The organism is Streptomyces sp. NPDC001492 (genome assembly GCF_053597275.1).
In genome coordinates this window covers 135,095-159,621 of record NZ_JBSFHW010000017.1, presented here as the reverse complement: position 1 = coordinate 159,621, position 24,527 = coordinate 135,095, and the positions used below count along the sequence as shown (strand labels likewise).

General features: G+C 70.2%; 21 protein-coding genes. 12 read left to right on the top strand and 9 right to left on the bottom strand.

Going from position 1 to position 24,527, the window contains the following annotated elements; all coding sequences use genetic code 11:
- Nucleotides 1-24: 24 nt before the first annotated feature.
- The 5 genes from ACWC1K_RS22605 to ACWC1K_RS22585 form a co-directional block, all read right to left on the bottom strand.
- Complete coding sequence (locus tag ACWC1K_RS22605; RefSeq protein WP_450833719.1) at nucleotides 25-1,626, bottom strand: FAD-dependent monooxygenase; 1,602 nt, start codon at nucleotides 1,624-1,626, stop codon at nucleotides 25-27.
- Between the two features lie 183 nt (nucleotides 1,627-1,809).
- Nucleotides 1,810-2,748, bottom strand: a complete 939-nt coding sequence (locus tag ACWC1K_RS22600) for an amino acid ABC transporter permease (protein WP_450833718.1) — start codon at nucleotides 2,746-2,748, stop codon at nucleotides 1,810-1,812.
- Nucleotides 2,745-3,413 (bottom strand): amino acid ABC transporter permease, encoded by a 669-nt coding sequence (locus ACWC1K_RS22595; protein WP_450833716.1) that lies wholly within the window; start codon nucleotides 3,411-3,413, stop codon nucleotides 2,745-2,747. Before ACWC1K_RS22595 ends, ACWC1K_RS22600 begins: the two co-directional genes overlap by 4 nt.
- A gap of 75 nt (nucleotides 3,414-3,488) precedes the next feature.
- Entirely contained in the window at nucleotides 3,489-4,331 is an 843-nt protein-coding gene (locus ACWC1K_RS22590) for a glutamate ABC transporter substrate-binding protein (RefSeq protein ID WP_450833715.1), read from the bottom strand.
- 79 nt (nucleotides 4,332-4,410) lie between these two features.
- Nucleotides 4,411-5,187, bottom strand: coding sequence for an amino acid ABC transporter ATP-binding protein (locus tag ACWC1K_RS22585; protein ID WP_030947272.1), 777 nt, complete (start codon nucleotides 5,185-5,187; stop codon nucleotides 4,411-4,413).
- A 286-nt stretch (nucleotides 5,188-5,473) separates the two neighbouring features.
- On the opposite strand from ACWC1K_RS22585, the gene ACWC1K_RS22580 reads away from it, so the two are divergent.
- Together ACWC1K_RS22580 and ACWC1K_RS22575 are read left to right on the top strand one after the other, a co-directional pair.
- Nucleotides 5,474-6,160, top strand: coding sequence for a response regulator transcription factor (locus tag ACWC1K_RS22580; protein WP_099931752.1), 687 nt, complete (start codon nucleotides 5,474-5,476; stop codon nucleotides 6,158-6,160).
- A 9-nt stretch (nucleotides 6,161-6,169) separates the two neighbouring features.
- The gene (locus ACWC1K_RS22575; RefSeq protein ID WP_450833712.1) at nucleotides 6,170-7,573 is read left to right on the top strand and encodes a sensor histidine kinase; all 1,404 of its coding nucleotides are present in this window, start codon (nucleotides 6,170-6,172) and stop codon (nucleotides 7,571-7,573) included.
- 43 nt (nucleotides 7,574-7,616) lie between these two features.
- Here the strand turns inward: ACWC1K_RS22575 and ACWC1K_RS22570 are convergent, their stop codons facing one another.
- Nucleotides 7,617-8,618 carry a TAXI family TRAP transporter solute-binding subunit gene (locus tag ACWC1K_RS22570; RefSeq protein WP_450833710.1) on the bottom strand — a complete coding sequence of 334 codons (1,002 nt, stop codon included), beginning with the start codon at nucleotides 8,616-8,618 and terminating at the stop codon, nucleotides 7,617-7,619.
- 112 nt (nucleotides 8,619-8,730) lie between these two features.
- Here ACWC1K_RS22570 and ACWC1K_RS22565 point away from each other — a divergent pair, with 112 nt between their 5' ends.
- The 3 genes from ACWC1K_RS22565 to ACWC1K_RS22555 all read left to right on the top strand — a co-directional run bounded on the left by ACWC1K_RS22565 (nucleotide 8,731) and on the right by ACWC1K_RS22555 (nucleotide 11,795).
- Complete coding sequence (locus tag ACWC1K_RS22565) at nucleotides 8,731-9,135, top strand: pyrophosphohydrolase domain-containing protein (RefSeq protein ID WP_450833708.1); 405 nt, start codon at nucleotides 8,731-8,733, stop codon at nucleotides 9,133-9,135.
- Between the two features lie 350 nt (nucleotides 9,136-9,485).
- Nucleotides 9,486-11,003, top strand: a complete 1,518-nt coding sequence (gene miaB, locus ACWC1K_RS22560) for a tRNA (N6-isopentenyl adenosine(37)-C2)-methylthiotransferase MiaB (RefSeq protein ID WP_450833706.1) — start codon at nucleotides 9,486-9,488, stop codon at nucleotides 11,001-11,003.
- 54 nt (nucleotides 11,004-11,057) lie between these two features.
- Complete coding sequence (locus ACWC1K_RS22555; protein ID WP_450833704.1) at nucleotides 11,058-11,795, top strand: class III extradiol dioxygenase subunit B-like domain-containing protein; 738 nt, start codon at nucleotides 11,058-11,060, stop codon at nucleotides 11,793-11,795.
- 72 nt (nucleotides 11,796-11,867) lie between these two features.
- Here ACWC1K_RS22555 and ACWC1K_RS22550 read toward each other — a convergent pair whose 3' ends face one another.
- A complete protein-coding gene (locus tag ACWC1K_RS22550) occupies nucleotides 11,868-12,137 on the bottom strand; it encodes an antitoxin (RefSeq protein ID WP_450833703.1) in 270 nt (89 codons plus the stop codon).
- 63 nt (nucleotides 12,138-12,200) lie between these two features.
- Complete coding sequence (locus tag ACWC1K_RS22545; protein ID WP_450833701.1) at nucleotides 12,201-12,470, bottom strand: hypothetical protein; 270 nt, start codon at nucleotides 12,468-12,470, stop codon at nucleotides 12,201-12,203.
- 182 nt (nucleotides 12,471-12,652) lie between these two features.
- Here ACWC1K_RS22545 and miaA point away from each other — a divergent pair, with 182 nt between their 5' ends.
- The 6 genes from miaA (at nucleotide 12,653) to hflX (ending at nucleotide 20,964) form a co-directional block, all read left to right on the top strand.
- Nucleotides 12,653-13,591, top strand: coding sequence for a tRNA (adenosine(37)-N6)-dimethylallyltransferase MiaA (miaA, locus tag ACWC1K_RS22540; protein ID WP_450833700.1), 939 nt, complete (start codon nucleotides 12,653-12,655; stop codon nucleotides 13,589-13,591).
- A 108-nt stretch (nucleotides 13,592-13,699) separates the two neighbouring features.
- On the top strand, nucleotides 13,700-14,203 hold the full coding sequence (locus ACWC1K_RS22535) for a hypothetical protein (protein ID WP_450833758.1): 504 nt from the start codon (nucleotides 13,700-13,702) through the stop codon (nucleotides 14,201-14,203).
- A gap of 139 nt (nucleotides 14,204-14,342) precedes the next feature.
- On the top strand, nucleotides 14,343-15,242 hold the full coding sequence (gene dapF / locus ACWC1K_RS22530) for a diaminopimelate epimerase (RefSeq protein ID WP_450833698.1): 900 nt from the start codon (nucleotides 14,343-14,345) through the stop codon (nucleotides 15,240-15,242).
- Nucleotides 15,243-15,540: 298 nt separating this feature from the next.
- The gene (locus ACWC1K_RS22525; RefSeq protein WP_450833696.1) at nucleotides 15,541-17,664 is read left to right on the top strand and encodes a RelA/SpoT family protein; all 2,124 of its coding nucleotides are present in this window, start codon (nucleotides 15,541-15,543) and stop codon (nucleotides 17,662-17,664) included.
- 118 nt (nucleotides 17,665-17,782) lie between these two features.
- Nucleotides 17,783-19,324, top strand: coding sequence for a M1 family metallopeptidase (locus ACWC1K_RS22520; RefSeq protein WP_450833694.1), 1,542 nt, complete (start codon nucleotides 17,783-17,785; stop codon nucleotides 19,322-19,324).
- Nucleotides 19,325-19,470: 146 nt separating this feature from the next.
- Nucleotides 19,471-20,964: a GTPase HflX gene (hflX, locus tag ACWC1K_RS22515; protein ID WP_450833692.1), complete on the top strand. Its 1,494-nt coding sequence runs from the start codon at nucleotides 19,471-19,473 to the stop codon at nucleotides 20,962-20,964.
- An 84-nt stretch (nucleotides 20,965-21,048) separates the two neighbouring features.
- Here the strand turns inward: hflX and ACWC1K_RS22510 are convergent, their stop codons facing one another.
- Entirely contained in the window at nucleotides 21,049-22,287 is a 1,239-nt protein-coding gene (locus ACWC1K_RS22510) for a trypsin-like serine peptidase (RefSeq protein ID WP_450833690.1), read from the bottom strand.
- A gap of 309 nt (nucleotides 22,288-22,596) precedes the next feature.
- Here ACWC1K_RS22510 and ACWC1K_RS22505 point away from each other — a divergent pair, with 309 nt between their 5' ends.
- Nucleotides 22,597-24,315 (top strand): diaminobutyrate--2-oxoglutarate transaminase family protein, encoded by a 1,719-nt coding sequence (locus ACWC1K_RS22505; RefSeq protein ID WP_450833757.1) that lies wholly within the window; start codon nucleotides 22,597-22,599, stop codon nucleotides 24,313-24,315.
- Nucleotides 24,316-24,527: the final 212 nt, after the last annotated feature.

Below are 24,527 nucleotides of genomic sequence, written 5' to 3'. Positions count from 1 at the left end.
ACCACTGGGTGACGGTGAGCAGGGTCACTTCGAGGGTGAGCCGGCCGTGGCCTCCGCCTTCGCAGGCCCTCCCAGTGTCGCCTCCGCCGCCGAGTAGAGCTCGGCCGGTCGCACTCCGCCCAGCGCCGTGGCCAGGTGCCCGTCCGGGCGCACCAGCAGTACGGTGTGGGCCGCCGCGCCTGGGTAGCTCTCCGCGACCAGCAGTTCGGCGCGGTGCGGCAGCGCGGCCACCGCGGCCGCCAGACGGGGCATGATCCCGGCGGACATCCAGTGCTTGCGGTCCCACACCGCCGTGCCCGGCGCGATCAGCACCACCAGCAGGGCTCCGCGCCCGAGCCGGTCCCGCAGCTGTACGAAGGTGCCGTCCTCCGCGGTGACCCGCACATCGGTGACCGGCTCGCCGGGCGCCGTGTCCACGGGGACCTCGGCTTCGAGGTGCCGGGGCGCGAGCGGGGAAGCGGCGTACGCCCCCGGCGCACCGAGTGCTCCGCGCCCCAGATGACCGTCCGTGAGCAGCGCGTCGTGGCCGCGCGCCGAGCCGGGCACGTATGCGCGCAGCCCTCCGCCGCCGCGCAGCAGCGGCAGGGCCTGGTCGGCGGCGCGCAGCCGACCTGCGACGACCCCGCGCCGCTCCGCCTGGTAGCTGTCGAGCAGCGCCTGGTGCGGGCCGTGGTGCCAGGCGAGCGCCAGCTTCCAGGCCAGGTTGTCGGCGTCCCTGAGCCCCTCGTCGAGGCCCTGCGCGCCCAGGGCGCCGAGCAGGTGCGCCGCGTCCCCGGCGAGGAAGACCCGGCCGACCCGCCAGCGGCGGGCCAGACGGTGGTGGACCGTGTGGACTCCGGTGTCGAGGAGTTCGTACGGCGGTGTCGGGCCCCCGGTCCAGCCGGCCAGGGTCTCCCGGATGCGGGCCAGCAGCAGCTCGGGCGTGACCAGGTCCTTGCCCGGCGGCAGCAGCCAGTCCAGGCGCCACACGCCGTCCGGGAGGGGGCGGGCGGTCACCTCCCCGGCCGAGGGCCCGGACGTCCGCCACGGAGGCATCCGGTGGAGCAACGCTTCGTCCGCCCACGGGAGTTCCGTGCGCAGCGCCGCCACGGCGTGTCGCTCCACCGCGGTACGGCCCGGGAAGCGGATGTCCTGGAGTTTGCGCACGGTGGAGCGCGGGCCGTCGCAGCCGACCAGGTAACTGCCACGCCACCAGGTGCCCTTGGGGCCGCGGGTGTGGGCGGTGACCCCCGAGGCCTCCTGCTCGACTGTGTCGAGGCGGCTGTCGACGGCGACCTCGACGAGGGGCTCGGTGGCCAGGGCGGCGCGCAGGGCGCCGGTCAGGACGTGCTGGGCGATGTGCAGCGGGGCCGGGTCGTCGCCGCCGAACGTGACCTCGCGCATCACCTGCTTGCGCCGCATCGACCGCCATCCGGCCCAGCGGGCTCCCTCCTGCGCGAGTGGCTGGCCGGACAGCCGCTCCAGCAGGGCGGCGGTGTCCTCGCGCAGGACCACGGTGCGCGCGGGGCGTGGTTCGTCCTTGCCAGGCCCCTCGTCCAGCACGACGCAGGGCACTTCCTGGCGCGCCAGCGCCAGGGCGAGCGTGAGCCCGACGGGCCCCGCGCCGACGATGATCACCGGGTCCACGGCGCGGCGCCCCCTGCTCGTGGCGGCGTCCTGTCGGACGTATGTGAACAGGAAGTTGGAGCCGGGTGCACGATCACAGAACGTATGCAACCCATTGGCGGGGTTTGCGTCAAGCGACGGAGGCAGTGGCGATCATGCCACTGCCTCCGTGTTGTCCATGCCGTTTGACCGCGTATCAGGTCGTCACGGCTTCTTGGTGAAGGTGAGGCCGCCCGGGCCGCCTCCCTCGCCGCCGGTCCCGAAGGCCCCGCCCACCGCGGCCGGGTTGACCTCCACCGCGTCCTCACCGAGGACCGCGCCCGTGCTCTTCTTGCTGCGCCTGAGCCTGGCCTCCAGCCAGCCTGCGAAGCTCGTGAGCGAGAAGTTCAGCACGATGTAGATCACGGCGATGACCGTGAAGCTGGCGATGGTGTTGCCGTAGTAGCCGATCATCGTGTTCGTCGACGCAAGCAGTTCCGGGAAGGTGAGGACCGCGCCGCCCAGGGCGGTGTCCTTCACGATCACGACGAGCTGGCTGACGATAGCCGGGAGCATCGCGGTGACCGACTGCGGCAACAGGATGAGCCGCATGACCTGGCCCTTGCGCATCCCGATCGCCACGGCGGCCTCGGACTGGCCCTTGGGCAGGGCCAGGATGCCGGCCCGGACGATTTCCGCGAGGACCGCGGCGTTGTACAGCACAAGGCCCGTGACAACCGCGTACAGCGGGCGGTCATCCGAACTGACGTTGGTGTAGTTGGCGTACAGGGCCTGCCCGAAGATCATCAGCACCAGGACCGGGATCGACCGGAAGAACTCCACGACGATCGAGGCCGGTACGCGTACCCAGACGTGGTCGGAGAGACGGGCGATGCCCAGGACGGCACCAAGCGGCAGCGCGATGACCATAGCCAGCGCGGCGGCTTTCAACGTGTTCTGCAGACCCGGCCAGATGTACGTGGACCAGGCCTCCGTGCCGGAGAAGAAGGGCTTCCACAGGACCCATTCGAGCTGGTGCTTGTCGTTGAGGCTGGTGTACACCCACCAGGCCACCGCTGCGAGGGCGACCACGAAGACACCGGTGAAGAGGACGTTGCGCCGCTTGGCCCGTGGCCCCTGCGCGTCGTAGAGAACGGAACTCATCGCTTGATCGCCACCTTCTTGCCCACCCAGCCGAGGATCAGACCAGTCGGCAGCGTCAGAATCACGAAGCCCAGCGCGAAGACCGCGGCGATCGGGATGAGTTGGGCCTCCTTCTCGACCATCGTCTTCATCAGGGTCGCCGCCTCGGCGACACCGATTGCGGCAGCCACCGTGGTGTTCTTCGTGAGGGCGATCAGGACGTTCGCCAGCGGGCCCACAGACGAACGGAACGCCTGCGGCAGTACGACCAGCCGGAGCACCTGGGAGAAGCTGAGGCCGATCGCGCGGGCGGCCTCCGCCTGACCGACCGGTACGGTGTTGATGCCGGACCGGACCGCTTCGCACACGAACGCCGACGTGTATGCGATCAGGCCGAGAACGGCGAGCCGGAAGTTGAGCGTGTCGATGATCCCCTTCGCGCCGAGGGTGACGCCCAGGGTGTTGGCCAGGCCCAGCGACGTGAACAGGATGATCACTGTCAACGGAATGTTCCGCACAGTATTCACATAGACGGTGGCGAAGCCGCGCATCAGAGGCACCGGGCCGACGCGCATGGCGGCCAGCAAAGTGCCCCAGACCAGGGAGCCGACGGCGGCGAGCAGCGTCAGCTGCACCGTCGTCCAGAAGGCCCCCAGCACGTCGTAACCTTCAAGAAAGTCGAACACGATCTCCCGCGCTTCCGCGTGTAGGGACGCCTCGGTGCGCCGCCGCCAAGGGCGGCGCACTCGTCAGGCGTTGCTTCAGCTCTTGACGTCGCCGATCTTCGGCGCGGGCTCGTTCTTGTAGCCCGCCGGGCCGAAGTTCTTCTTCACGGCCGACTCCCAGGAGCCGTCGGAGACCATGTCCTCGAGAGCCTTGTTGATCTTGGCCTTGAGGTCGCTGCCCTTCTTGACGCCGATGCCGTAGTTCTCGTTGGTCATCTTGAAGCCGCCGAGCTTGAACTTGCCCTTGTACTGGGCCTGAGAGGCGTAACCGGCGAGGATCGAGTCGTCCGTGGTGAGCGCGTCGATGGCGCCGCTCTGCAGACCGGTCAGACAGGCCGAGTACGTCGGGTACTGCTGCAGCTGGGCCTTGGGCGCCAGCTTGTCCTTGACGTTCTGCGCCGAGGTCGAGCCGGTCACCGAGCAGAGCTTCTTCTTGTTGAGGTCGGCCGGCGACTTGATGGAGTTGTCATCGGCGCGGACCAGGACGTCCTGGTGGGCCAGCAGGTACGGGCCGGCGAAGTCGACCGACTTCTCGCGCTCCGGCGTGATCGAGTACGAGGCGGCGATGAAGTCGACGTCACCGCGCTTCAGCATGGTCTCGCGGTCGGCGCTCTTCGACTCCTTCCACTCGATCTGGTTCGCGCTGTAGCCGAGCTTCTTGGCGACGTACGTGGCGACGTCGACGTCGAAGCCGGCGTAACCCTGCGGCGTCTTCTGGCCGATGCCCGGCTGGTCGAACTTGATGCCGATGGTGATCTTCTTGCCGCCGCCGGAGGAGGAGCCGCCGTCCTTGTCGTTGTTGCTGGAACCGCACGCCGTAGCCGCCACGGCAAGAGCGAGCACGGCGGCCGAAGCGGCGGTGACCTTGCGGAGCTTCATGATGAACATCCTTTGGCTGATGAAAAGATGAGTGCTGGCGGAGAGATGAGAGCCGACGATGGCTGAGCGGGGCGAACCGTCAGTGGTGGAGGATCTTCGACAGGAAGTCCTTGGCGCGGTCGCTGCGCGGATTGCTGAAGAACTGGTCGGGCGCAGCCTCCTCGACGATCCGGCCGTCCGCCATGAACACCACACGGTTTGCAGCCGATCGTGCGAAGCCCATCTCATGGGTGACGACGATCATGGTCATGCCGTCGCGGGCGAGCTGCTGCATGACCTCGAGGACCTCGTTGATCATCTCCGGGTCGAGGGCCGAGGTCGGCTCGTCGAAGAGCATGACCTTCGGGTCCATGGCCAGCGCCCGGGCGATGGCGACGCGCTGCTGCTGGCCGCCGGAGAGCTGTGCGGGGTACTTGTCCGCCTGGGTGGCGACGCCGACCCGGTCGAGCAGGGCCCGGGCCTTCTCCTCGGCCTTCTTCTTGTCGGCCTTGCGGACCTTGATCTGGCCCAGCATCACGTTCTCGAGCACGGTCTTGTGCGCGAAGAGGTTGAAGGACTGGAAGACCATGCCGACGTCGGCACGCAGCCGGGCCAGCTCCTTGCCCTCCTGGGGCAGTGCCTTGCCGTCGATCGTGATCGAGCCCGAGTCGACTGTCTCCAGGCGGTTGATGGTGCGGCAGAGGGTGGACTTACCGGACCCGGAGGGCCCGATGACCACGACGACCTCGCCGCGGGCGATCGTCAGGTCGATGTCCTGGAGTACGTGCAACGCGCCGAAGTGCTTGTTGACGCTCTTCAGGACGACCAGTTCGCCGGTCGCGGCCACATCTTCCTTGGCCACCGATACTTCGGTCATCGCTATCGGGCTCCGTCCTCCTCGGTTTCGGAGGACAGTAGTAACCCCGTTCCACCAGCGTCATTACATCTGAGGGGAATCTGAGCATCACGATCCGATAGCAATCGGACACATGTCGTAGCAGCTGCGAGGGGGCCGGTCTCGGCCGGGTAACTAAAGCGGTCCGCAACCGGAACCCACTTGACGGCGTACTCGTCCATCAGCGTGACTGCGTTGGTGCACGCGCGCGTGTCAGGCGTTTTGTACCCACTCCGATCATACGTTCGATGAACCGAAGGAGGCCCGGATGAGACTGCTCCTCGTCGAGGACGACAACCATGTCGCCGCCGCTCTTTCTGCGGTTCTGGCGCGGCACGGTTTCGACGTCACGCACGCGCGTAGCGGCGAGGAAGCTCTCCAGGCGCTCGTTCCGGAGGGGGACGGCTTCGGCGTCGTCCTGCTCGACCTGGGCCTGCCCGACCAGGACGGCTACGAGGTCTGCGGCAAGATCCGCAAGCGCACCAGCACCCCGGTGATCATGGTCACCGCGCGCTCCGACGTCCGCTCCCGCATCCACGGCCTCAATCTCGGCGCCGACGACTACGTGGTGAAGCCGTACGACACCGGGGAACTGCTCGCCCGTATCCACGCCGTCAGCCGGCGCAGCGTCCACGAGGACGCGGGGGCGGGCGGCGACCACGAGCTGCGCCTCGGGTCCATGCTCATCGAACTGCCCACCCGGCAGGTCAGCGTGGACGGTTCGGTTGTCCAACTGACCCGCAAGGAGTTCGATCTTCTCGCCCTCCTTGCGCAGCGCCCCGGGGTCGTCTTCCGCCGGGAGCAGATCATCAGCGAGGTGTGGCGCACCAGCTGGGAGGGGACCGGACGCACCCTGGAGGTGCACGTCGCGTCCCTGCGCGCCAAACTGCGCATGCCGGCCCTGATCGAGACCGTACGCGGCGTCGGTTACCGGCTTGTCGCCCCGTCCTCGTAGCGTGCACGGGTGCGTACTCGTCTTCTTCCGCTGCTGATCGTCCTGATGGCGGCCGTGCTGCTCGCGCTCGGTATCCCGCTCGCCGTGAGCGTGGCCTCCGCCCAGCAGCAGAAGGTCGTCGTCGACCGGATCGACGACACGGCGCGCTTCGCGTCCCTGGCCCAGTTCGTCACCGACGCCTGCAGTTCCACGCGTACGTCCACGGACGCACGCCTGGAGACACTGAGCAGTGAACTCGAGAGCTATTACGACGTCTACGGCATCCGGGCCGGGGTGTTCTGCCGTACCGGTACCCCCATGGCCCAGGCGCCGCAGACCTTCATCCTCCCCGACAAGGGCGAGGTGCACGACGCGTTCGCCGAGGCGCTGCTCAGCCGTCGCAGTCACGACCCCAAGCAGGTGTGGCCCTGGCAGCGCCACCGTCTGGTCGTCGCCTCACCGGTCATCCGGGACGGTGATGTCGTGGCGGTCGTCGTCACCGACTCGCCGACCGGGGCGATGCGTTCGCGGATCCTGCACGGCTGGCTGGTCATCGGTGTCGGTGAGATCGCCGCGATGCTGCTGGCCGTCGGCGCCGCGCTCCGGCTGACCGGCTGGGTGCTCAGGCCGGTACGGGTGCTGGACGCCACCACTCACGCGATCGCGAGCGGCCGCCTGAAGTCCCGGGTTGCGGCCGCCGGCGGCCCCCCGGAACTCCGGCGCCTGGCCCATGCGTTCAACGAAATGGCGGACAACGTCGAGGACGTACTGGAGCAGCAGCGCGCCTTCGTCGCCGACGCCTCGCACCAGCTGCGCAACCCCCTCGCGGCGCTGCTGCTGCGCATCGAACTGCTCGCTCTCGAACTGCCGGAGGACAATGAGGAGATCGCATCGGTCCGCACCGAGGGCAAACGCCTTGCGGAGGTCCTCGACGACCTGCTCGACCTGGCCCTGGCGGAGCACGCCGAGGCAGACCTGCGGATCACCGACATCGGCGCTCTGACCGCCGAGCGCGTCGCAGCCTGGACACCGACCGCCGAGGCCAAGGGAGTACGCCTGGTGGGAAACTGTCCGCCGACCACCGCATGGGCCGACCCGGTCACGCTCTCCAGCGCGCTGGACGCGGTGATCGACAACGCGGTCAAGTTCACGCCGGAGGACGAGTGCGTCGAGGTCACGGTCGCGATTGACGGGGATACCTCGACGGTCGTGGTCACCGACAACGGCCCCGGCCTGACCGATGAGGAACTCGCCCGCGTCGGCGACCGCTTCTGGCGCAGCAGCCGCCATCAGAACATCAAGGGGTCCGGGCTCGGTCTGTCCATCTCGCGCACGCTGCTCGCCGCGGGCGGCGGCTCGATCTCGTACGGCCGTCACGAGCCGCACGGGCTCACGGTGACGGTGTCCGTGCCGAGGAACAGCCCTGGGGTCTGACCGAGGCGTGAGACCCACAAGGCTTGACCGAAGGGTGGAACGGCTACGGCTTGACCGAGCGGTAGTAGCGCCGGGCGCCCTCGTGCAGGGCCAGTGGGTCGGTGTAGATGGCGGTGCGCACGTCGACGAGCTGCGCGGAGTGGACCTTGGTGCCGATGCCGTCCCGGCTCCTGATCACGGTGCGGGTCATCCACTCGGTGAGCCGGGGGTCCATGTCCTTGCGGGTCATCAGCAGGTTGGACACGGCCAGCGTCGGCACGGCGACCCCGTTCTGGATGCTGGGGTAGGCCGACTCCGGCATGTTGGTGGCGCGGTAGTAGCGGGTGGCGCGGTCCTTGTCGTGGAGCTCGGCGACGAGGTCGGGCTTGATCGGGACGAACCGGAAGGTGAAGGTGTCGGCGAGCTTCTGCAGCCCCTCCGTGGGCAGCCCGCCCGACCAGAAGAAGGCATCGATCTTGCCCTGCTTCAGCCGGGCCGGGCCGGTGTCGATGCCGTCGGCGGAGGGGGTGATGTCCTTCGTCGCGTCGATGCCGGCCGCCTTGAGTACCCGGTCGGCGATCAGCCGTACACCCGAGCTGGGCGGCCCTATGGCCACCCGCTTGCCCCGGAGGTCCGAGACAGACGTGATGCGAGAGCCGCGGGGGACTATGAGCTGCACGTAGTCGTCGTACAGGCGTGCGACGCCCCGCAGCTGGTCGGCGCCGGGGTTGTGGCCTCCGAGCTCGTAGGTCTCGACCGCGTCGGCCGCGGCGATGGTGAAGTCTGCCTTGCCGGTGGCCACCCGCCTGACGTTCTCCTGGGAGCCGTCGCTGGTCAGCAGCTTCACCTTCAGGTCCGGCATGTCCTTGTCGAGGGCGGTGCGCAGCAGCTTGCCGTACTGCTGGTACACCCCGGCCTGCGTGCCCGTGCTGATCGTGATCGTTCCGCTCGGAGGGGCCTCGCCCAGGGGCAGCAGCCACCACAGCAGCAACCCGAGGGTGACGACGCCGGCAGCCGCGCCCTGCAGGGCCCGACGTCTGCCGATCCGGTGGAACATCTGGGACATGCGAGGGATCCTGCCAGCCGGAACGCGGTGCTGACCAGGGCTGCTGACCAGGGCAGGGGTCACAACGGGATCACGACCGGGCGTTGTCAGTGGCGGTCGATACAGTCGCCGTATGAGTGCTTCGCCCGCCGACCTGGTTCGCCAATTCCACCTCGCCGTCGGGCTCGACGCCCGCAGTACGCCCACCGAGGTGTCGCCCGCGCTGGCCGCCCACCGTGGGGAACTGCTGGCGGAGGAGGCCGCCGAGGTCGCCGAGGTCTCGGTCACCGGCCCGCTCGACAAACTCGCCCACGAACTGGCCGACGTCGTCTACGTGGCCTACGGCACCGCCCTCGTCCACGGCATCGACCTCGACGCGGTGATCGCCGAGATCCACCGCTCCAACATGACCAAACTGGGCCCCGACGGCCTGGTCGCCCGCCGCGCCGACGGCAAGGTCCTCAAGGGCGACCACTACGAGGCCCCGGACGTGTCGGCGGTACTGCGCCGACAGGGGTGGGCGCCCGACGGCATGTGACGCCCTGCGGCGGTGCTGCCGAGGGCCCGGGCCAACGAGGCTCCCCCGTGGGGGTCCGACCTGTGTGCCTCCATCAGTGGCCCGTCGGCGGGGCCGTCAGTCGTCCGTCAGCTGATCGATACACGGTGACGAGCGAGTCTCGCGGCGGCCTGCCTCAGTCGCTCCAGGGTGTCCGACGTGCCTGCGTTCTCGCGGCGGTCCGTCGAGGGGACCGTCTCTGCACAAGCTGGGCATGCGCGACCGCCTGGAACTCACCCGCTAGGCGATTCGCGCGGGCTTCATCGGGCCCTGAGTCCCCGGTTGTCCACAGGGCGGCGGGAGGCACTTCCGGCACCGCCTACCCTTGTCACATGAGCAGCATCGACCGGAGCCAGGCAGTGGGCGTGAAGACCTACGAAGTCCGCACCTACGGGTGCCAGATGAACGTCCACGATTCCGAGCGCTTGTCCGGGCTGCTCGAAGAGGCCGGGTACGTGCGGGCGCCCGAGGGCTCCGACGGCGACGCCGACGTCGTCGTCTTCAACACCTGCGCCGTCCGCGAGAACGCCGACAACCGGCTGTACGGCAACCTCGGCCGCCTCGCGCCGAAGAAGGCCTCGCGGCCCGGGATGCAGATCGCGGTCGGCGGCTGCCTCGCGCAGAAGGACCAGGACACCATCGTGAAGAAGGCGCCCTGGGTGGACGTCGTCTTCGGCACGCACAACATCGGCAAGCTCCCGGTGCTGCTGGAACGCGCGCGCGTGCAGGAAGAGGCCCAGGTCGAGATCGCCGAGTCCCTGGAGGCGTTCCCCTCCACCCTGCCGACGCGCCGCGAGAGCGCGTACGCGGCGTGGGTGTCGATCTCCGTCGGCTGCAACAACACCTGCACCTTCTGTATCGTCCCGGCCCTGCGCGGCAAGGAGAAGGACCGCCGCACCGGCGACATCCTCGCCGAGATCGAGGCCCTGGTCGGCGAGGGCGTCTCCGAGATCACCCTGCTCGGGCAGAACGTCAACGCGTACGGCTCCGACATCGGCGACCGCGAGGCCTTCAGCAAGCTCCTGCGGGCCTGCGGCAAGATCGAGGGCCTGGAGCGCGTCCGCTTCACCTCCCCGCACCCGCGCGACTTCACCGACGACGTGATCGCGGCGATGGCCGAGACCCCGAACGTGATGCCGCAGCTGCACATGCCGCTGCAGTCCGGCTCGGACACGGTCCTGAAGGCGATGCGCCGCTCGTACCGGCAGGAGCGCTACCTCGGGATCATCGAGAAGGTACGCGCCGCCATCCCGCACGCCGCGATCACCACGGACATCATCGTGGGCTTCCCGGGCGAGACGGAGGAGGACTTCGAGCAGACCCTCCACGTCGTCCGCGAGGCGCGGTTCGCGCAGGCCTTCACCTTCCAGTACTCCAAGCGCCCCGGCACCCCGGCCGCCACCATGGAGAACCAGATCCCGAAGGAGGTCGTCCAGGCGCGTTACGAGCGTCTCGTCGCCCTCCAGGAGGAGATCTCCTGGGAGGAGAACAAGAAGCAGGTCGGCCGCACCCTGGAGCTGATGGTCGCCGAGGGCGAGGGCCGCAAGGACGGCGCCACCCACCGCCTCTCCGGGCGTGCCCCCGACAACCGCCTGGTCCACTTCACCAAGCCCGAGCAGGAGGTGCGGCCCGGCGACGTGGTCACGGTCGAGATAACGTACGCCGCTCCCCACCACCTCCTCGCCGAGGGAGCCGTCCTCGACGTGCGCCGCACGCGCGCGGGGGACGCCTGGGAGAAGCGCAACGCGACCGAGGCGGCGAAGCCCGCGGGCGTCCTGCTGGGCCTGCCGAAGATCGGTGTGCCCGAGCCGCTGCCGGTGGCCACGGGGAGCGGCTGCGGCTGCGACTGACCGCTCCGCCCGGCGCGGTGTCCGCCGCCGGTCGGCGGGGTTACCCTGCCGATCATGCTTGTCGCCGCCGCTGTCTGCCCCTGCCCGCCGCTGCTCGTGCCCGAGGTCGCCGCGGGTGCCGCCGCCGAGATGGACGTCGCGCGTGCCGCGTGCACGGACGCGGTCGGCGTGCTCGCGGCCGCCCGGCCCGACCGGCTCGTCGTCGTCGGTCCCGCGGAGCAGAGCGGTCGGGGCGCGTATCCGGAGGACGCGCAGGGCTCCTTCCGCGGCTTCGGCGTCGACGTGGACGTACGGCTCGGCAGGGCCGACCGCTCCGAGGCCGAAGCCCCTGCCCCGCCGGCGTCGGAGCGGTCGCTTCCGCCCTCGCTGGCGGTGGCCGCGTGGCTGCTGCAGCGCACCGGCTGGTCCGCCGCCCCGATCGAGGGACTCGGTGTCGAAGAACCTCTGGCGGCCGAGCGGTGCATTCAAGCCGGAAGGGACATCGCCGCCGGGGCCGAGCGGGTGGCGCTGCTGGTCATGGGCGACGCCAGCGCCTGCCGCACGCTCAAGGCTCCCGGTTACCTCGACGAGCGCGCGGCGCCCTTCGACGCGGAGGTCGCGCGTGCGCTGGGAGCGGCGGACGTGGCGGCCCTCAAGGCGCTGGACACCGAGCTGGCGTCCGAGCTGAAGGCATCGGGCCGGGCTTGCTGGCAGGTCCTCGCGGGCGCGGCCGAGGGCACGGACCTCGCGGGCGCGCTGCTGTACGAGGACGCGCCGTACGGCGTGGGCTACATGGTCGCGACCTGGTCGTAGAGGCCGAGGGGAAAACGGCGGACGGCCGGGAGCCCTCGGGCTCCGCGGCCGTCCGCCGGTGTGCCGTGCCGTTCAGGAAGCAGGCGGCGGGGAGTCGGGCCGTGCGGTCGTGCCACCGCCTGCCCCCGTGTCGTCCTTGTGCGCGAGTCGGTCCATGGCGCCCTTGGCCTTGCCGGTCCCGGTGTGGATCTTGTCCCTGTACTTGCCCTTGGTCTTCTCGTCGACGACCTTCGCGGCCTTGTCCAGACCGTGCGTGATCTTGTCCCCGTGCTGCTGCGCGAGGCCGGTGACCTTGTCCTTGGCCGGGTTGAGCTTGGCCTTCAGGTTGTTCAGGAGACCCATGGTCCGCCTTCCGTTGTTCCCGGGCTCGGCACGCCCCTGCGGCTCACTCGCCACCAGGGGCCGTTACGTGCGGGCGTCCTCGTCGGCGTCCCTGTCGGCCGCCTCCTCGGCGGACTGCTGCTTGGGGATCTCGACGGCCTCACCGGAGGCGGCCTCGGCGGCCTCCGTCGCCTCAGGCTCTCCCTCGGTCGGCTCCTCGGCCTCGACCGACCCCTTCGCCTCTGCCGCCTCCTCCGGCGCGGGCTCGGCCGTCGGTGTGTCGGCCTGAGCCTCGGCGGTTGACGCCTCCTCGGTAGCCTTCGACCTCCGCAGAAGTCGTGCGAAAACGCCCATATCCACTCCATACGTTACTTGTGCGGGCGAAATCCCGCGTCGTCCGGTGCGTCCGTTTGCGCCGCCCGGGTCGCCGCCCCCCGAAACCGGCGGCGAGAGCCTCGCAACGGGCAACGACCCGGCATCCGTGCCGTCACGTAACTCGTTCGAGGAGTGCCCTCGGGGTTTGCGAGACTGGTGCGGTGAGCACCGCACCCCCCGCCCCCCGAGTCATCGCCGTCGTCGGACCGACCGCGGCCGGAAAGTCCGATCTGGGCGTTTTCCTCGCCCAGCAGCTCGGAGGCGAGGTCGTCAACGCCGACTCCATGCAGCTCTACCGGGGGATGGACATCGGCACCGCCAAACTGACGCCCGAGGAGCGCGGTGGTATTCCGCACCACCTCCTCGACATCTGGGACGTGACGGTCACGGCGTCGGTCGCCGAGTACCAGAAGCTGGCCCGCGCCAAGATCGACGGCCTGCTCGCGGAAGGCCGCTGGCCGGTCCTGGTCGGCGGCTCCGGCCTGTACGTCCGCGGGGCCGTCGACAACCTGGAGTTCCCCGGCACCGATCCCGAGGTCAGGGCCCGGCTCGAGGAGGAGCTCGCACTGCGCGGCTCGGGCGCGCTGCACGCCAGGCTTGCCGCCGCGGACCCGGAGGCGGCGCATGCGATCCTGCCGAGCAACGGCCGCCGTATCGTCCGGGCCCTCGAAGTGATCGAGATCACCGGCCAGCCCTTCACCGCCAACCTGCCCGGCCATGACTCGGTCTACGACACCGTCCAGATCGGCGTCGACGTGGCCCGCCCCGAACTCGACGAGCGCATCGCCCGCCGTGTCGACCGGATGTGGGACGCCGGGCTCGTGGACGAGGTGCGTGCGCTGGAGGCGCAGGGTCTGCGTGAGGGCCGTACGGCAGCCCGCGCGCTCGGCTATCAGCAGGTGCTCGCGGCGCTGGCCGGGGAGTGCACCGAGGAGGAGGCGCGGGCCGAGACCGTGCGCGCCACCAAGCGCTTCGCGCGCCGGCAGGATTCCTGGTTCCGGCGTGACCCCCGGGTGCACTGGCTGAGCGGGGCTGCGGCGGATCTCACAGAACTTCCGCAGCGTGCACTGGCGTTGGTCGAACGACCGGTTACAGCCTGATCACGTCATGGCATCGGGACGCTCCGGGCGCCGTTCCGGCATCCGGCGCCGTGCCATCATCGAGCTTCGATCGACCAAGTGGAGTCCTAGTTGGGAGGGCGCGTGGCGATGGAGGCCGGCCCTCGCGACACCGCACAAGGCACCGAGCCCCTCACCGTCGAGAGCGGTGGACCGGAGCAGGACGAGAACCGTCTGAGCCCCGACGGGCCCGACGAGACGCAGGGCGGGGTGACCGCCGACGGTCCCGAGCCGGACGAGATGTTCGCCGGTGGCCCCGAGGTCGAGGTCGAACTGCGTCCGCAGCGCCGCCTGCGCATCTGGCAGCTCGCCCCCATCGTCGCCCTCGCCGCGGTCGGGTCCCTGATGTTCGCCTTCCCGCTCGCCTTCGACTTCGGCGACAGCGGGGCCGTGATCGCCATGCTGGGACTGCTGATCTGCTCCTGCGCGGCCGGCTGGGGCATGATGGCCGCCCGCCGGGTGGGCTACACGGGCCCCGGGCTCCCACCGCGGGGTTCCGGCCGCAGACCGGACTGGCGGGTGGTCCTGGCGTACGTGGTCGTAGTGGCCGCCGTGGTCGTGCTGGCGGTGTGGCGCGTGGCGAGGCTCCGCTGACGCGTGCCTGAAAAGGGGCGCGGGGCTGTGTCGATAGGCGGCTCCGCCGCGTGGGCGCGACCAGCCCCCACCGGCCCGCACGGACTCGCCACCTCGTCCGTCTGTCACTCCCGGCGGAGTGGTCCCTTACGATCGAGGAATGAGCACGCGCACGCGGATCGCCTTCCTCAAGGGCCACGGCACGGAGAACGACTTCGTGATCGTGCCGGACCCCGAGAACGTCATCGACCTGCCCCCGGCCGCCGTCGCCGCCCTGTGCGACCGCCGCGCGGGCATCGGCGGTGACGGTCTGCTGCATGTGGTGCGGTCCGCAGCGCACCCCGAGGCGCGGCACATGGCGGCCGAGGCCGAGTGGTTCATGGACTACCGCAACGGCGACGGCTCGATCGCGGAGATGTGCGGCAACGGCGTGCGGGTGTTCGCGCGCTACCTCCAGCGCGCCGGGCACATCGCCGAGGGCGACCTCGCGGTGGCCACACGCGGGGGCGTGAAGAGCGTGCACATCGCGAAGACCGCATCCGACAGCGGCTCCGCCGCGGGCGACATCACCGTCGGCATGGGCAGGGCGCGCCTGCCCGAGGGGGACGTCACGGTGAGCGTCGGCGAGCGCAGCTGGCCCGCGCGGAACGTGAACATGGGCAACCCGCACGCGGTCGCGTTCGTCGACGACCTCGCACACGCCGGCACCCTGTACTCCCCGCCGCCGTTCAGTCCGGCCTCCGCATACCCGGACGGCGTGAACGTGGAGTTCGTGGTCGACCGCGGCCCCCGGCACGTCGCCCTGCGCGTGCACGAGCGGGGGGCCGGCGAGACCCGCTCGTGCGGCACGGGCGCGTGCGCCGTCGCCGTCGCCGCCGCCCGCCGGGACGGCGCCGACCCGGCCGTCACCGGGAGCCCGGCGACGTACACCGTCGACGTCCCCGGCGGGACCCTGGTCATCACCGAACAGCCCGACGGCGAGATCGAGATGACCGGCCCCGCAGTGATCGTCGCCGAGGGCGAGATCGACCCCGAGTGGCTGGAAACATACGTTCGCTGAACACGATGGCGGCTTGGGATCCGAGGCCTGTGTGCCGGATGGCGCACGGGAGTTGCTCCGGGGCGCCGACCCCGGGCTTGAAATCATGGGCGGCTCCCTGCCGCGTGGCTCGAAACCGTAAACCTACAGACCTTCGCTCGAATGGGTGATCCGTTTCACGCTCGGCGAGAGGCGGTCAGCCGCACGTGATGGGCTCGGTAGCATCAAGCACCGGCCCGGACGGGGGACCGTTGCCATCCCCTGAGCCGTGTCCGCCATGGGGCACCCCGTCCGCCGGTCCACGCAGCCGGAGGTGCCCATGAGTGCGGAGGCCACGAACCCCGCGACCCCAGGTCCGGTAACAGGCCCGGCGGCGCGCTGGCGGGCGCGGATCGACCTGCGCCGCCTCGGCCGTGCCGCCCTGCTCGGCCCCGCCACCCGTGACCGGCTGCCCAGTGCCATCAGCCATGTCGTCGACGCCCACCGCGCCCACTACCCGAGCGCCGACCTCGAACCCCTGCGCCGTGCCTACGTGCTGGCCGAGTCCTCGCACCGCGGCCAGATGCGCAAGAGCGGCGAGCCGTACATCACGCATCCGCTCGCGGTGACGCTGATCCTCGCCGAACTCGGCGCGGAGACCACGACTTTGACGGCCTCTCTGCTCCACGACACCGTCGAGGACACGGATGTGACCCTCGATCAGGTCGGCGAGGAGTTCGGTTCGGAGGTCCGCTACCTCGTCGACGGCGTCACCAAGTTGGAGAAGGTCGACTACGGCGCCGCCGCCGAGCCCGAGACCTTCCGCAAGATGCTCGTCGCCACCGGCAGCGACGTCCGTGTGATGTCGATCAAACTCGCCGACCGGCTGCACAACATGCGCACCCTCGGCGTCATGCGCCCCGAGAAACAGGCGCGCATCGCCAAGGTCACCCGCGACGTCCTCATCCCGCTCGCCGAGCGGCTCGGCGTCCAGGCGCTGAAGACCGAGCTGGAGGACCTGGTCTTCGCGATCCTCCACCCCGAAGAGTACGAGCACACACGCGAGTTGATCGTCGACAACGCCTCCCGCGCCGACGACCCGCTCGCCGAGATCGCCGACGAGGTACGAGGCGTGCTGCGCGACGCCGACATCCCGGCCGAAGTCGTCATCCGGCCGCGGCACTTCGTCTCCGTCCACCGCGTCGCCCGCAAGCGCGGCCAGCTGCGCGGCTGCGACTTCGGCCGCCTGCTGGTGCTGGTGAACGAGGACGCGGACTGTTACGGCGTCCTCGGCGAACTGCACACCTGTATGACGCCCGTGGTCTCGGAGTTCAAGGACTTCATCGCCGTCCCCAAGTTCAACCTGTACCAGTCCCTGCACACCGCGGTCGCCCGCGCGGACGGCCAGGTCGCCGAAGTCCTCATCCGCACCCACCAGATGCACAAGGTCGCCGAGGCCGGCGTGGTCGCGCTCGGCAATCCCTATGCCCCGCCTCCGGAGGAGCACGCTCCGGCCGACGGCGAGCGCGTCGACCCCACCCGCCCGGGCTGGCTCTCCCGCCTCCTCGACTGGCAGGAGGCCGCGCCCGACCCGGACACGTTCTGGTCCACCCTCCGCGAGGACCTCGCCCAGGACCGCGAGATCACCGTCTTCCGCCCCGACGGCGGCACCCTCGGTCTCCCCGAGGGCGCCACGTGCGTGGACGCCGCGTACGCGCAGTACGGCGAGGACGCGCACGCGTGCATCGGCGCTCGCGTCAACGGCCGCCTGGCGACGCTGAGCACGGTCCTGCGGGACGGCGACACCGTCCAGCTCCTCATGGGCCAGGACCCGGCCTCAGAGCCCTCCAGGGAGTGGCTGGAGCACGCGCACACGCCTGCCGCACGTATCGCCATCCAGCGGTGGCTCGCGGCCCACCCGACGCACGAGGAGACGCAGGAGGCAGCGCAGGAGACCGACGAGGAGCCCTCGGTCGCTCTCCGGCCCCTGGCGGAGGGACTGAACTCACGTCCCACCACCGCCGACATCACGGTCGACCAGCCCGGCGCGACCGTCCGCCTCGCGGGCTGCTGCACGCCCGTACCGCCCGACGAGGTCACCGGCTTCGCCGTGCGGGGCGGTGTGGTCACCGTCCACCGCGTCGAGTGCGCCGCCGTGGAGCGTATGAAGAACGGGGGGCGCGCGGAGGTCGACGTGCGCTGGGGGGACACCACCGAGTGCCGGGTCACGCTGCTCGCTGAATCGTTCGTCCGCCCCCATCTGCTGGCGGACCTGACGGAGGCCATGGCGCTCGAAGGCGCCGAGATCGTGTCCGCGACGATCGAACCCCCGACCCAGCAGCGCGTCCGCCACACGTACACCCTTCAACTTCCGGACGCGGCCCACCTGCCCGCCCTGATGCGCGCGATGCGCAATGTGCCGGGCGTCTACGACGTGAGCCGGGCGCAGACGCCGGGCGGGTGAGCGCCGGGCCGCGCGCCCCACGGCGCCGGAGCCGCACACTTGCACCCGACCTACCCATTCGGGTGGGCCGAACGCGAGTCGTCGCCGTCCGGCACGCGCGCGCTGATAGCCGTGATCCATGCTGCTCACCCCGCGCTCCCAGGCCCCACGACCCGACGGCCCGCGTCCCGGCACCGCGGCAGGGTTCCGCCGCCGTCCCGGCCGCCTGAAGGCGGCCGCACTGCTTGCCTCCGCCGTCTCCGTCTGCCTCCTGGCCGCGAGCTCGCCCCCGGCTCCCCTGGGCATCGGGGACCGCCTCTACCCGGACCTCGGCAACCCCGGATACGACGTGCAGTCCTACGACCTCTCGTTCACCTATCCCGGCACCAACAGCAAACCCCTCCAGGCCGTCACCACGATCAACGCCTCGACGACCACGGACCTGGACCGGCTGAACCTCGACTTCGCACACGGCCAGGTCGAATCGGTCCAGGTCAACGGCGAGCCGGCCACGTTCACCAGCGCGGGGGAAGACCTCGTCGTCACCCCCGCCAGGCCACTGCCCCGAGGCACCTGGACGCGGATCACCGTGCGGCACACCAGCGACCCCGCGGCCGTCAAGGACCAGGACGGCGGCTGGGTGCGTACCGAGGACGGGCTCGCCATGGCCAACCAGGCCGATGCCGCGCACCTGGTGTTCCCGTGCAACGACCACCCCTCCGACAAGGCGCTGTTCACCGTCCGGATCACCGCCCCCAACGACTACACAGCCGTGGCCAACGGCCTGCCGACCGGTGTGGAGCGCGGCGCCGAGTCGACCACCTGGACGTACCGCACGCGGCACCCCATGGCCACCGAGCTCGCCCAGGTGTCCATCGGCCGCTCCACCGTGCTGCACCGCACCGGGCCGCACCACCTGCCCATGCGTGACGTCGTGCCCACCAAGGACGTCAAAGAACTCGAACCGTGGCTCGCCAAGACCCCCGACCAGATCGCCTGGATGGAGAGCAAGGTCGGCCACTATCCCTTCGAGACGTACGGCCTGCTCATGGCACAGGCGTCCACCGGCTTCGAACTTGAGACTCAGACGCTCTCTCTCTTCGAGAGAGAGCTCTTCACCGGCCACACCTACCCCCAGTGGTACGTCGAGTCGATCATGGTGCACGAACTGTCCCACCAGTGGTTCGGCGACAGTGTCAGCCCGCGGAGCTGGTCCGACCTGTGGCTCAACGAGGGGCACGCCACGTGGTACGAGGCGCTGTACGCGGAGGAGGTGGGACACAAGCCCATGGAGAAACGCATGAAGGCCGCCTACGCCGCCTCCGACGGCTGGCGCGCCGCCGGTGGGCCGCCGGCCGCGCCCAAGGCGCCCGACCCCGGTCAGAAGATCAGCATCTTCCGGCCCAACGTCTACGACGGCGCCGCGCTCGCGCTCTACGCCCTGCGCCAGGAGATCGGCCGCCCCGCCTTCGAGCGCCTGGAGAGGTCCTGGGTGAACCTCCACCGCGACGGCACGGCCACCACCGCCGACTTCGAACGGCTCGCCTCCCGGATCTCCGGGCGCGACCTGAGCGGCTTCCTCGAAGGCTGGCTGTACGGCAAGAAGACCCCGCCGATGCCCGGCCACCCGGACTGGAAGCCGGCGGCACCCGGCGCGAAGGCTGCGAAATCCGCGAAATAAGGCGATGACCGGACGGGCCGTGCCGTGCGACCATCTTCCGGTCGACGCGGCACGGGTCGCGGGAATCTCCCGGGGTACTCCTACGTTGTCGACAGTGACCGCTCTCGCGATCGCCGTACCGGAATCCCCATCGACGTAAGGATCCAATGACCTCCTCTTCATCCCCTTCCCAGGACACTGAGCGCTTCGCGCACACCTCCCCCGAGCGGCTTCGGGCCGATGCCCTGATGGAAGAGGACGTCGCCTGGAGCCACGAGATCGACGGAGAGCGGGACGGCGAACAGTTCGACCGCTCCGAGCGTGCGGCTCTGCGCCGTGTGGCGGGCCTCTCCACCGAGCTCGAGGACGTCACCGAGGTCGAGTACCGCCAGCTCCGCCTGGAGCGTGTGGTGCTCGTCGGCGTCTGGACCACGGGGACCGTGCAGGACTCGGAGAACTCCCTCGCGGAGCTCGCCGCCCTCGCGGAGACCGCGGGCGCGCTCGTGCTCGACGGCGTGATCCAGCGCCGCGACAAGCCCGACGCGGCCACCTACATCGGCTCCGGCAAGGCCACCGAACTCAGGGACATCGTCCTGGAGACCGGCGCCGACACCGTGATCTGCGACGGTGAGCTCAGCCCGGGCCAGCTCATCCACCTCGAAGACGTCGTCAAGGTCAAGGTCATCGACCGTACGGCCCTGATCCTCGACATCTTCGCCCAGCACGCCAAGTCCCGAGAGGGCAAGGCGCAGGTCGCGCTCGCGCAGATGCAGTACATGCTGCCGAGGCTGCGCGGCTGGGGTCAGTCGCTGTCCCGGCAGATGGGCGGCGGCAAGGGCGGCGGCCTCGCCACCCGTGGTCCCGGTGAGACCAAGATCGAGACGGACCGGCGACGGATCCGCGAGAAGATGGCGAAGATGCGCCGGGAGATCGCGGAGATGAAGACCGGCCGCGAGATCAAGCGCCAGGAGCGCAAGCGCAACAAGGTGCCGTCCGTCGCCATCGCGGGCTACACCAACGCGGGCAAGTCCTCCCTGCTCAACCGCCTGACCGGAGCCGGCGTCCTGGTCGAGAACGCCCTGTTCGCGACCCTGGACCCGACCGTCCGTCGCGCGGAGACCCCGAGCGGGCGCCTGTACACCCTGGCCGACACGGTCGGCTTCGTCCGGCACCTGCCGCACCACCTGGTCGAGGCCTTCCGCTCCACCATGGAGGAGGTCGGCGAGTCCGACCTGATCCTGCACGTGGTCGACGGCTCGCACCCGGCGCCGGAGGAGCAGCTGGCCGCAGTGCGCGAGGTGATCAGGGACGTCGGCGCCACCGACGTACCCGAGATCGTCGTGATCAACAAGGCGGACGCGGCCGATCCGCTGACCCTTCAGCGGCTCATGCGGATCGAGAAGCGCTCCATCGCCGTCTCGGCCCGCACGGGCAAGGGCATCCAGGAACTGCTCGCGCTCATCGACAACGAGCTGCCCAGGCCGTCCGTCGAGATCGAGGCGCTGGTGCCGTACACCCACGGCAAGCTGGTCGCCCGCGCCCACGACGAGGGCGAGGTGATCTCCGAGGAGCACACCCCGGAGGGCACCCTGCTCAAGGTACGGGTCCACGAGGAGCTGGCGGCGGACCTCGCACCGTATGTCCCGGCCCCGGCCGTCTGAGGCGCAGGCCGGATCACCGCAGAATCGAGAAACGCCAAAGGCCCGCCCCCTCACCGAGGGGGCGGGCCTTGGCACGAGGCAGGTCTACCGACCGGCGAACTTCTTGCTCACCGAGTCGTACACACCCTTGGCCACATCACCCAGCCGCGGTCCGGCCAGCCAGCCCGAAGTCACCGGGCCGATCGAGGTGTTGGACACCAGCGCCGGCTTGCCGTCCGAGCCCGTCGCGACCCAGCCGCCGCCGGACGAGCCGCCCGTCATGGTGCAGCCGATGCGGTACATCGTCGGGTCCGCGGCGTTGATCGACAGCCGCCCCGGCCTGTCCGTGCACTGGAACATCCTCTGACCGTCGAACGGCGGGGCGGCCGGGTAACCGGTCGCGGTGATGCTGGGAACCTTCGGCACGGCCGGAGCGTTGAAGTCGACAGGCAGCGCCGAACCGACCGTCTCCTCCAGCGACTTGCCGCCCGCGCCCTTCTCCGGCGTCACATGGATGACGGCATAGTCGTAGGAGGCGCCGTCGCCGCCCGTCTCGCCGCCCTTCTCGATCCACTGCTGGGAGGTCTGCGCCCAGTCGCCCCACCAGACGCCGTAGGGAGCGGCCTCCTCCCTGGTGGCGTTCTGCAGCTGGGCGGCCGACCTGCCCGCGTCGTTGTACGACGGCACGAACGCGATGTTGCGGTACCAGCCGCCCTTCTTGCCGGCGTGCACGCAGTGCCCAGCCGTCCACACGAGGTTCGACTTGCCGGGGTGGGCCGGGTCCTCCACGACCGTTGCCGAGCAGACCATCGTGCCTTCGGGGGAGTCGAAGAACACCTTGCCGGACGTCGCCGCGTTGGCGTGGTACGTAGGCGCCACGGCCTTTGCGTCCACGGGCGCCGGCGTGGGGTCGGTCACGCCCTGGTCACCGGAGAGGTCGTTCTCGTTGACGCCCTTGTCCGGGTCGTTGGCCTTCCGCATCCGGTCCGGGTTCCACAGCCCCTTGATGATCGGGTTGATGAACTCGTCGGCCTCGCGCAGCCAGTCGTCCTTGTTCCAGTTCTTCCAGGCCCCGTGCTTCCACTTGTCGATGTCGAACCCGTGCTCCCTGAGCTTGTTCTTGATGTCGTCAGGGATCTTGATCTTGCCGTCGCCGCTGCTGCCGGTGTCGCTCGCGGAGGCGGAGGCAGAGGCTTGGCCGTCGGCCTTGTCGTCGCCCGAGTTGCAGGCGGTGGCGGTGAGCGCCAGAGCCGACGCGAGGGCAACGGCGGCAAGAACGGGGGAGGTTCTGCGGCGGCCACCCCTCTCCCGGCGAACGGTGACGGACGGCCTTATGGATCGCATGCTCTGACTCCCCCTGGGATGAAACGAACGAATCGGGTGCTGCGGCCGTGAACCCCGTGCTCGAAGCAGGTGATCTCACGTGACTGCACGGCTTCTTGGAACGGCATCACACACTATGCGCTCGCTGTGAGGGACTTCCGATGGAACGGCAACGGTTCCGTCACGGAAAGGATCTTGAGGCAACCCGTAACGCCGGTGAGCGGCGGGGGGTTGGTACCGGTGGGGGTTCTGCTGTCCGTGTGCGGTTCCCCGGTGGGAGGACAGGGAGTCGTGGCCGAGTCTGCATACGGCGGGAGTGCGTCCGAGGGAATGCTTGGGCGTCGTGCTGCCGGCGAGGTGTCCGCGACCGGGCGGGCCGCGCACGAGGGGATCCTGCGGCGGCAGTCGGCGCGCGAGTCGGCGGCGCGCACCTATGCGCGTGCCCTGCCGATCGTGCCCGTGCGAGCCCGGGGGCTGACCATCGAGGGTGCCGACGGCCGCCGCTACCTCGACTGTCTCTCCGGGGCCGGGACGCTCGCCCTCGGCCACAACCACCCCGTGGTGCTGGAGGCCATCCGCAAAGTCCTCGACTCGGGTGCCCCGCTGCACGTCCTCGACCTGGCGACCCCCGTCAAGGACGCCTTTGTCACCGAGTTGTTCCACACCCTGCCGCGCGGCCTCGCCGACCACGCGCGCGTCCAGTTCTGCGGGCCGGCGGGCACCGACGCGGTGGAGGCCGCGCTCAAGCTGGTCCGCACCGCGACCGGCCGCACCGGACTTCTGGCCTTCACCGGCGCCTATCACGGCATGACCACCGGAGCCCTTGAAGCCTCCGGGGACGCCTCGGACGTACGAGTCGCCCGCCTTCCCTATCCCCAGGACTACCGCTGCCCCTTCGGTGTCGGCGGGCCCCGCGGTGCCGAACTCGCCGCCCGCTGGACCGAATCCGTCCTCGACGACCCCAAGTCGGGGGTGCCCGATCCCGCGGGGATGATCCTGGAACCCGTCCAGGGTGAGGGCGGGGTGATCCCCGCTCCGGACGAGTGGATGCGGCGCATGCGAAGGATCACAGCGGCCCGCTCCATCCCGCTGATCGCCGACGAGGTCCAGACGGGGGTCGGGCGGACCGGTGCCTTCTGGGCGGTGGAGCACAGTGGCATCACCCCCGACGTGATGGTCCTCTCCAAGGCCATCGGCGGCAGCCTTCCCCTTGCCGTGGTGGTCTACCGCGACACCCTCGACGTCTGGGAACCCGGCGCCCACGCAGGCACCTTCCGCGGCAACCAACTCGCCATGGCCGCAGGCACGGCGACCCTCGCCCACGTCCGCGAAAACCACCTCGCCGAGCGAGCAGCCACCCTGGGCTCCCGCATGATCGCCCAACTCCGCTCGCTGGCAGGGGAGTTTCCTTGCATCGGGGATGTGCGGGGTCGCGGCTTGATGATCGGGCTGGAGTTCGTGGACGCAGAGGGGGATTGCGGGGGGCGCGGGGACGGGACGCCCGATTGCGAGGGCTCCGGAGTGGGGGCCGGGGGTGGTTCGGCGGGGCTCGATCGGTGCCTCGGGGGACTGGACTCGGCATCCGACGGGCTGAGTTGGACGTCCGACATGACGGACGGAGGTTCTGCTGGATCGGGTCGGGAGACCGACGGGTTGGATCGGAGCCGTCGCGAGGGCGTGGCCGACCGCTCTACGGACTGCGAGCCTCTCCACCGTGGGACGACTACGGCGGCGGTGCCGACTTCCCGCGCCGGCAGCCCGCGCCCGGCCGATCCCGAACTCGCGGCCGCCGTCCAGCGGGAGTGCCTGCGACGTGGCCTCATCGTCGAAGTGGGGGGCCGCCACGCAAGCGTCGTGCGGCTCCTCCCGCCACTGACGATCAGCGACGAACAGGCGGCCGCCGTGCTCGACCGACTGGCCGATGCCGTGGGGGCGGCGGCCCGCGACCGCTCCGGCCGACCACCCGGGATACGACGGCGCCACACGCCCGATCCCCAGTACCGACGACAGGGCGAGCGCGCCGAACGGGCGGGTCACACCGGCAACTGATGCGTGCCCGCTCGTACGCCGTCGGCACCCACGTCCATTCCCGCGTACCACTCGCACCTCCTGAACCGCCAGAACCCCTTGAAACCAGGACGCCCATACCTCCACTTCGCCGGTAAGGCAGTAAGGCCCAGGTTCGTCGCCGCACGAACCAGAACCACCCACGAGGACCGCCTTGAACCCCACCCCTGCATCCGACGCCCCTACTCGCGCCC

Bases quoted from the DNA above. Each gene is read 5' to 3' on its own strand.
- ACWC1K_RS22600 (WP_450833718.1), bottom strand. From the start codon at position 2,748: ATGAGTTCCGTTCTCTACGACGCGCAGGGGCCACGGGCCAAGCGGCGC.
- ACWC1K_RS22590 (WP_450833715.1), bottom strand. From the start codon at position 4,331: ATGAAGCTCCGCAAGGTCACCGCCGCTTCGGCCGCCGTGCTCGCTCTT.
- ACWC1K_RS22585 (WP_030947272.1), bottom strand. From the start codon at position 5,187: ATGACCGAAGTATCGGTGGCCAAGGAAGATGTGGCCGCGACCGGCGAA.
- ACWC1K_RS22580 (WP_099931752.1), top strand. From the start codon at position 5,474: ATGAGACTGCTCCTCGTCGAGGACGACAACCATGTCGCCGCCGCTCTT.
- ACWC1K_RS22570 (WP_450833710.1), bottom strand. From the start codon at position 8,618: ATGTCCCAGATGTTCCACCGGATCGGCAGACGTCGGGCCCTGCAGGGC.
- ACWC1K_RS22565 (WP_450833708.1), top strand. From the start codon at position 8,731: ATGAGTGCTTCGCCCGCCGACCTGGTTCGCCAATTCCACCTCGCCGTC.
- miaB (WP_450833706.1), top strand. From the start codon at position 9,486: ATGAGCAGCATCGACCGGAGCCAGGCAGTGGGCGTGAAGACCTACGAA.
- ACWC1K_RS22555 (WP_450833704.1), top strand. From the start codon at position 11,058: ATGCTTGTCGCCGCCGCTGTCTGCCCCTGCCCGCCGCTGCTCGTGCCC.
- ACWC1K_RS22550 (WP_450833703.1), bottom strand. From the start codon at position 12,137: ATGGGTCTCCTGAACAACCTGAAGGCCAAGCTCAACCCGGCCAAGGAC.
- ACWC1K_RS22545 (WP_450833701.1), bottom strand. From the start codon at position 12,470: ATGGGCGTTTTCGCACGACTTCTGCGGAGGTCGAAGGCTACCGAGGAG.
- ACWC1K_RS22535 (WP_450833758.1), top strand. From the start codon at position 13,700: ATGGAGGCCGGCCCTCGCGACACCGCACAAGGCACCGAGCCCCTCACC.
- dapF (WP_450833698.1), top strand. From the start codon at position 14,343: ATGAGCACGCGCACGCGGATCGCCTTCCTCAAGGGCCACGGCACGGAG.
- ACWC1K_RS22525 (WP_450833696.1), top strand. From the start codon at position 15,541: ATGAGTGCGGAGGCCACGAACCCCGCGACCCCAGGTCCGGTAACAGGC.
- ACWC1K_RS22520 (WP_450833694.1), top strand. From the start codon at position 17,783: ATGCTGCTCACCCCGCGCTCCCAGGCCCCACGACCCGACGGCCCGCGT.
- hflX (WP_450833692.1), top strand. From the start codon at position 19,471: ATGACCTCCTCTTCATCCCCTTCCCAGGACACTGAGCGCTTCGCGCAC.
- ACWC1K_RS22510 (WP_450833690.1), bottom strand. From the start codon at position 22,287: ATGCGATCCATAAGGCCGTCCGTCACCGTTCGCCGGGAGAGGGGTGGC.
- ACWC1K_RS22505 (WP_450833757.1), top strand. From the start codon at position 22,597: ATGCTTGGGCGTCGTGCTGCCGGCGAGGTGTCCGCGACCGGGCGGGCC.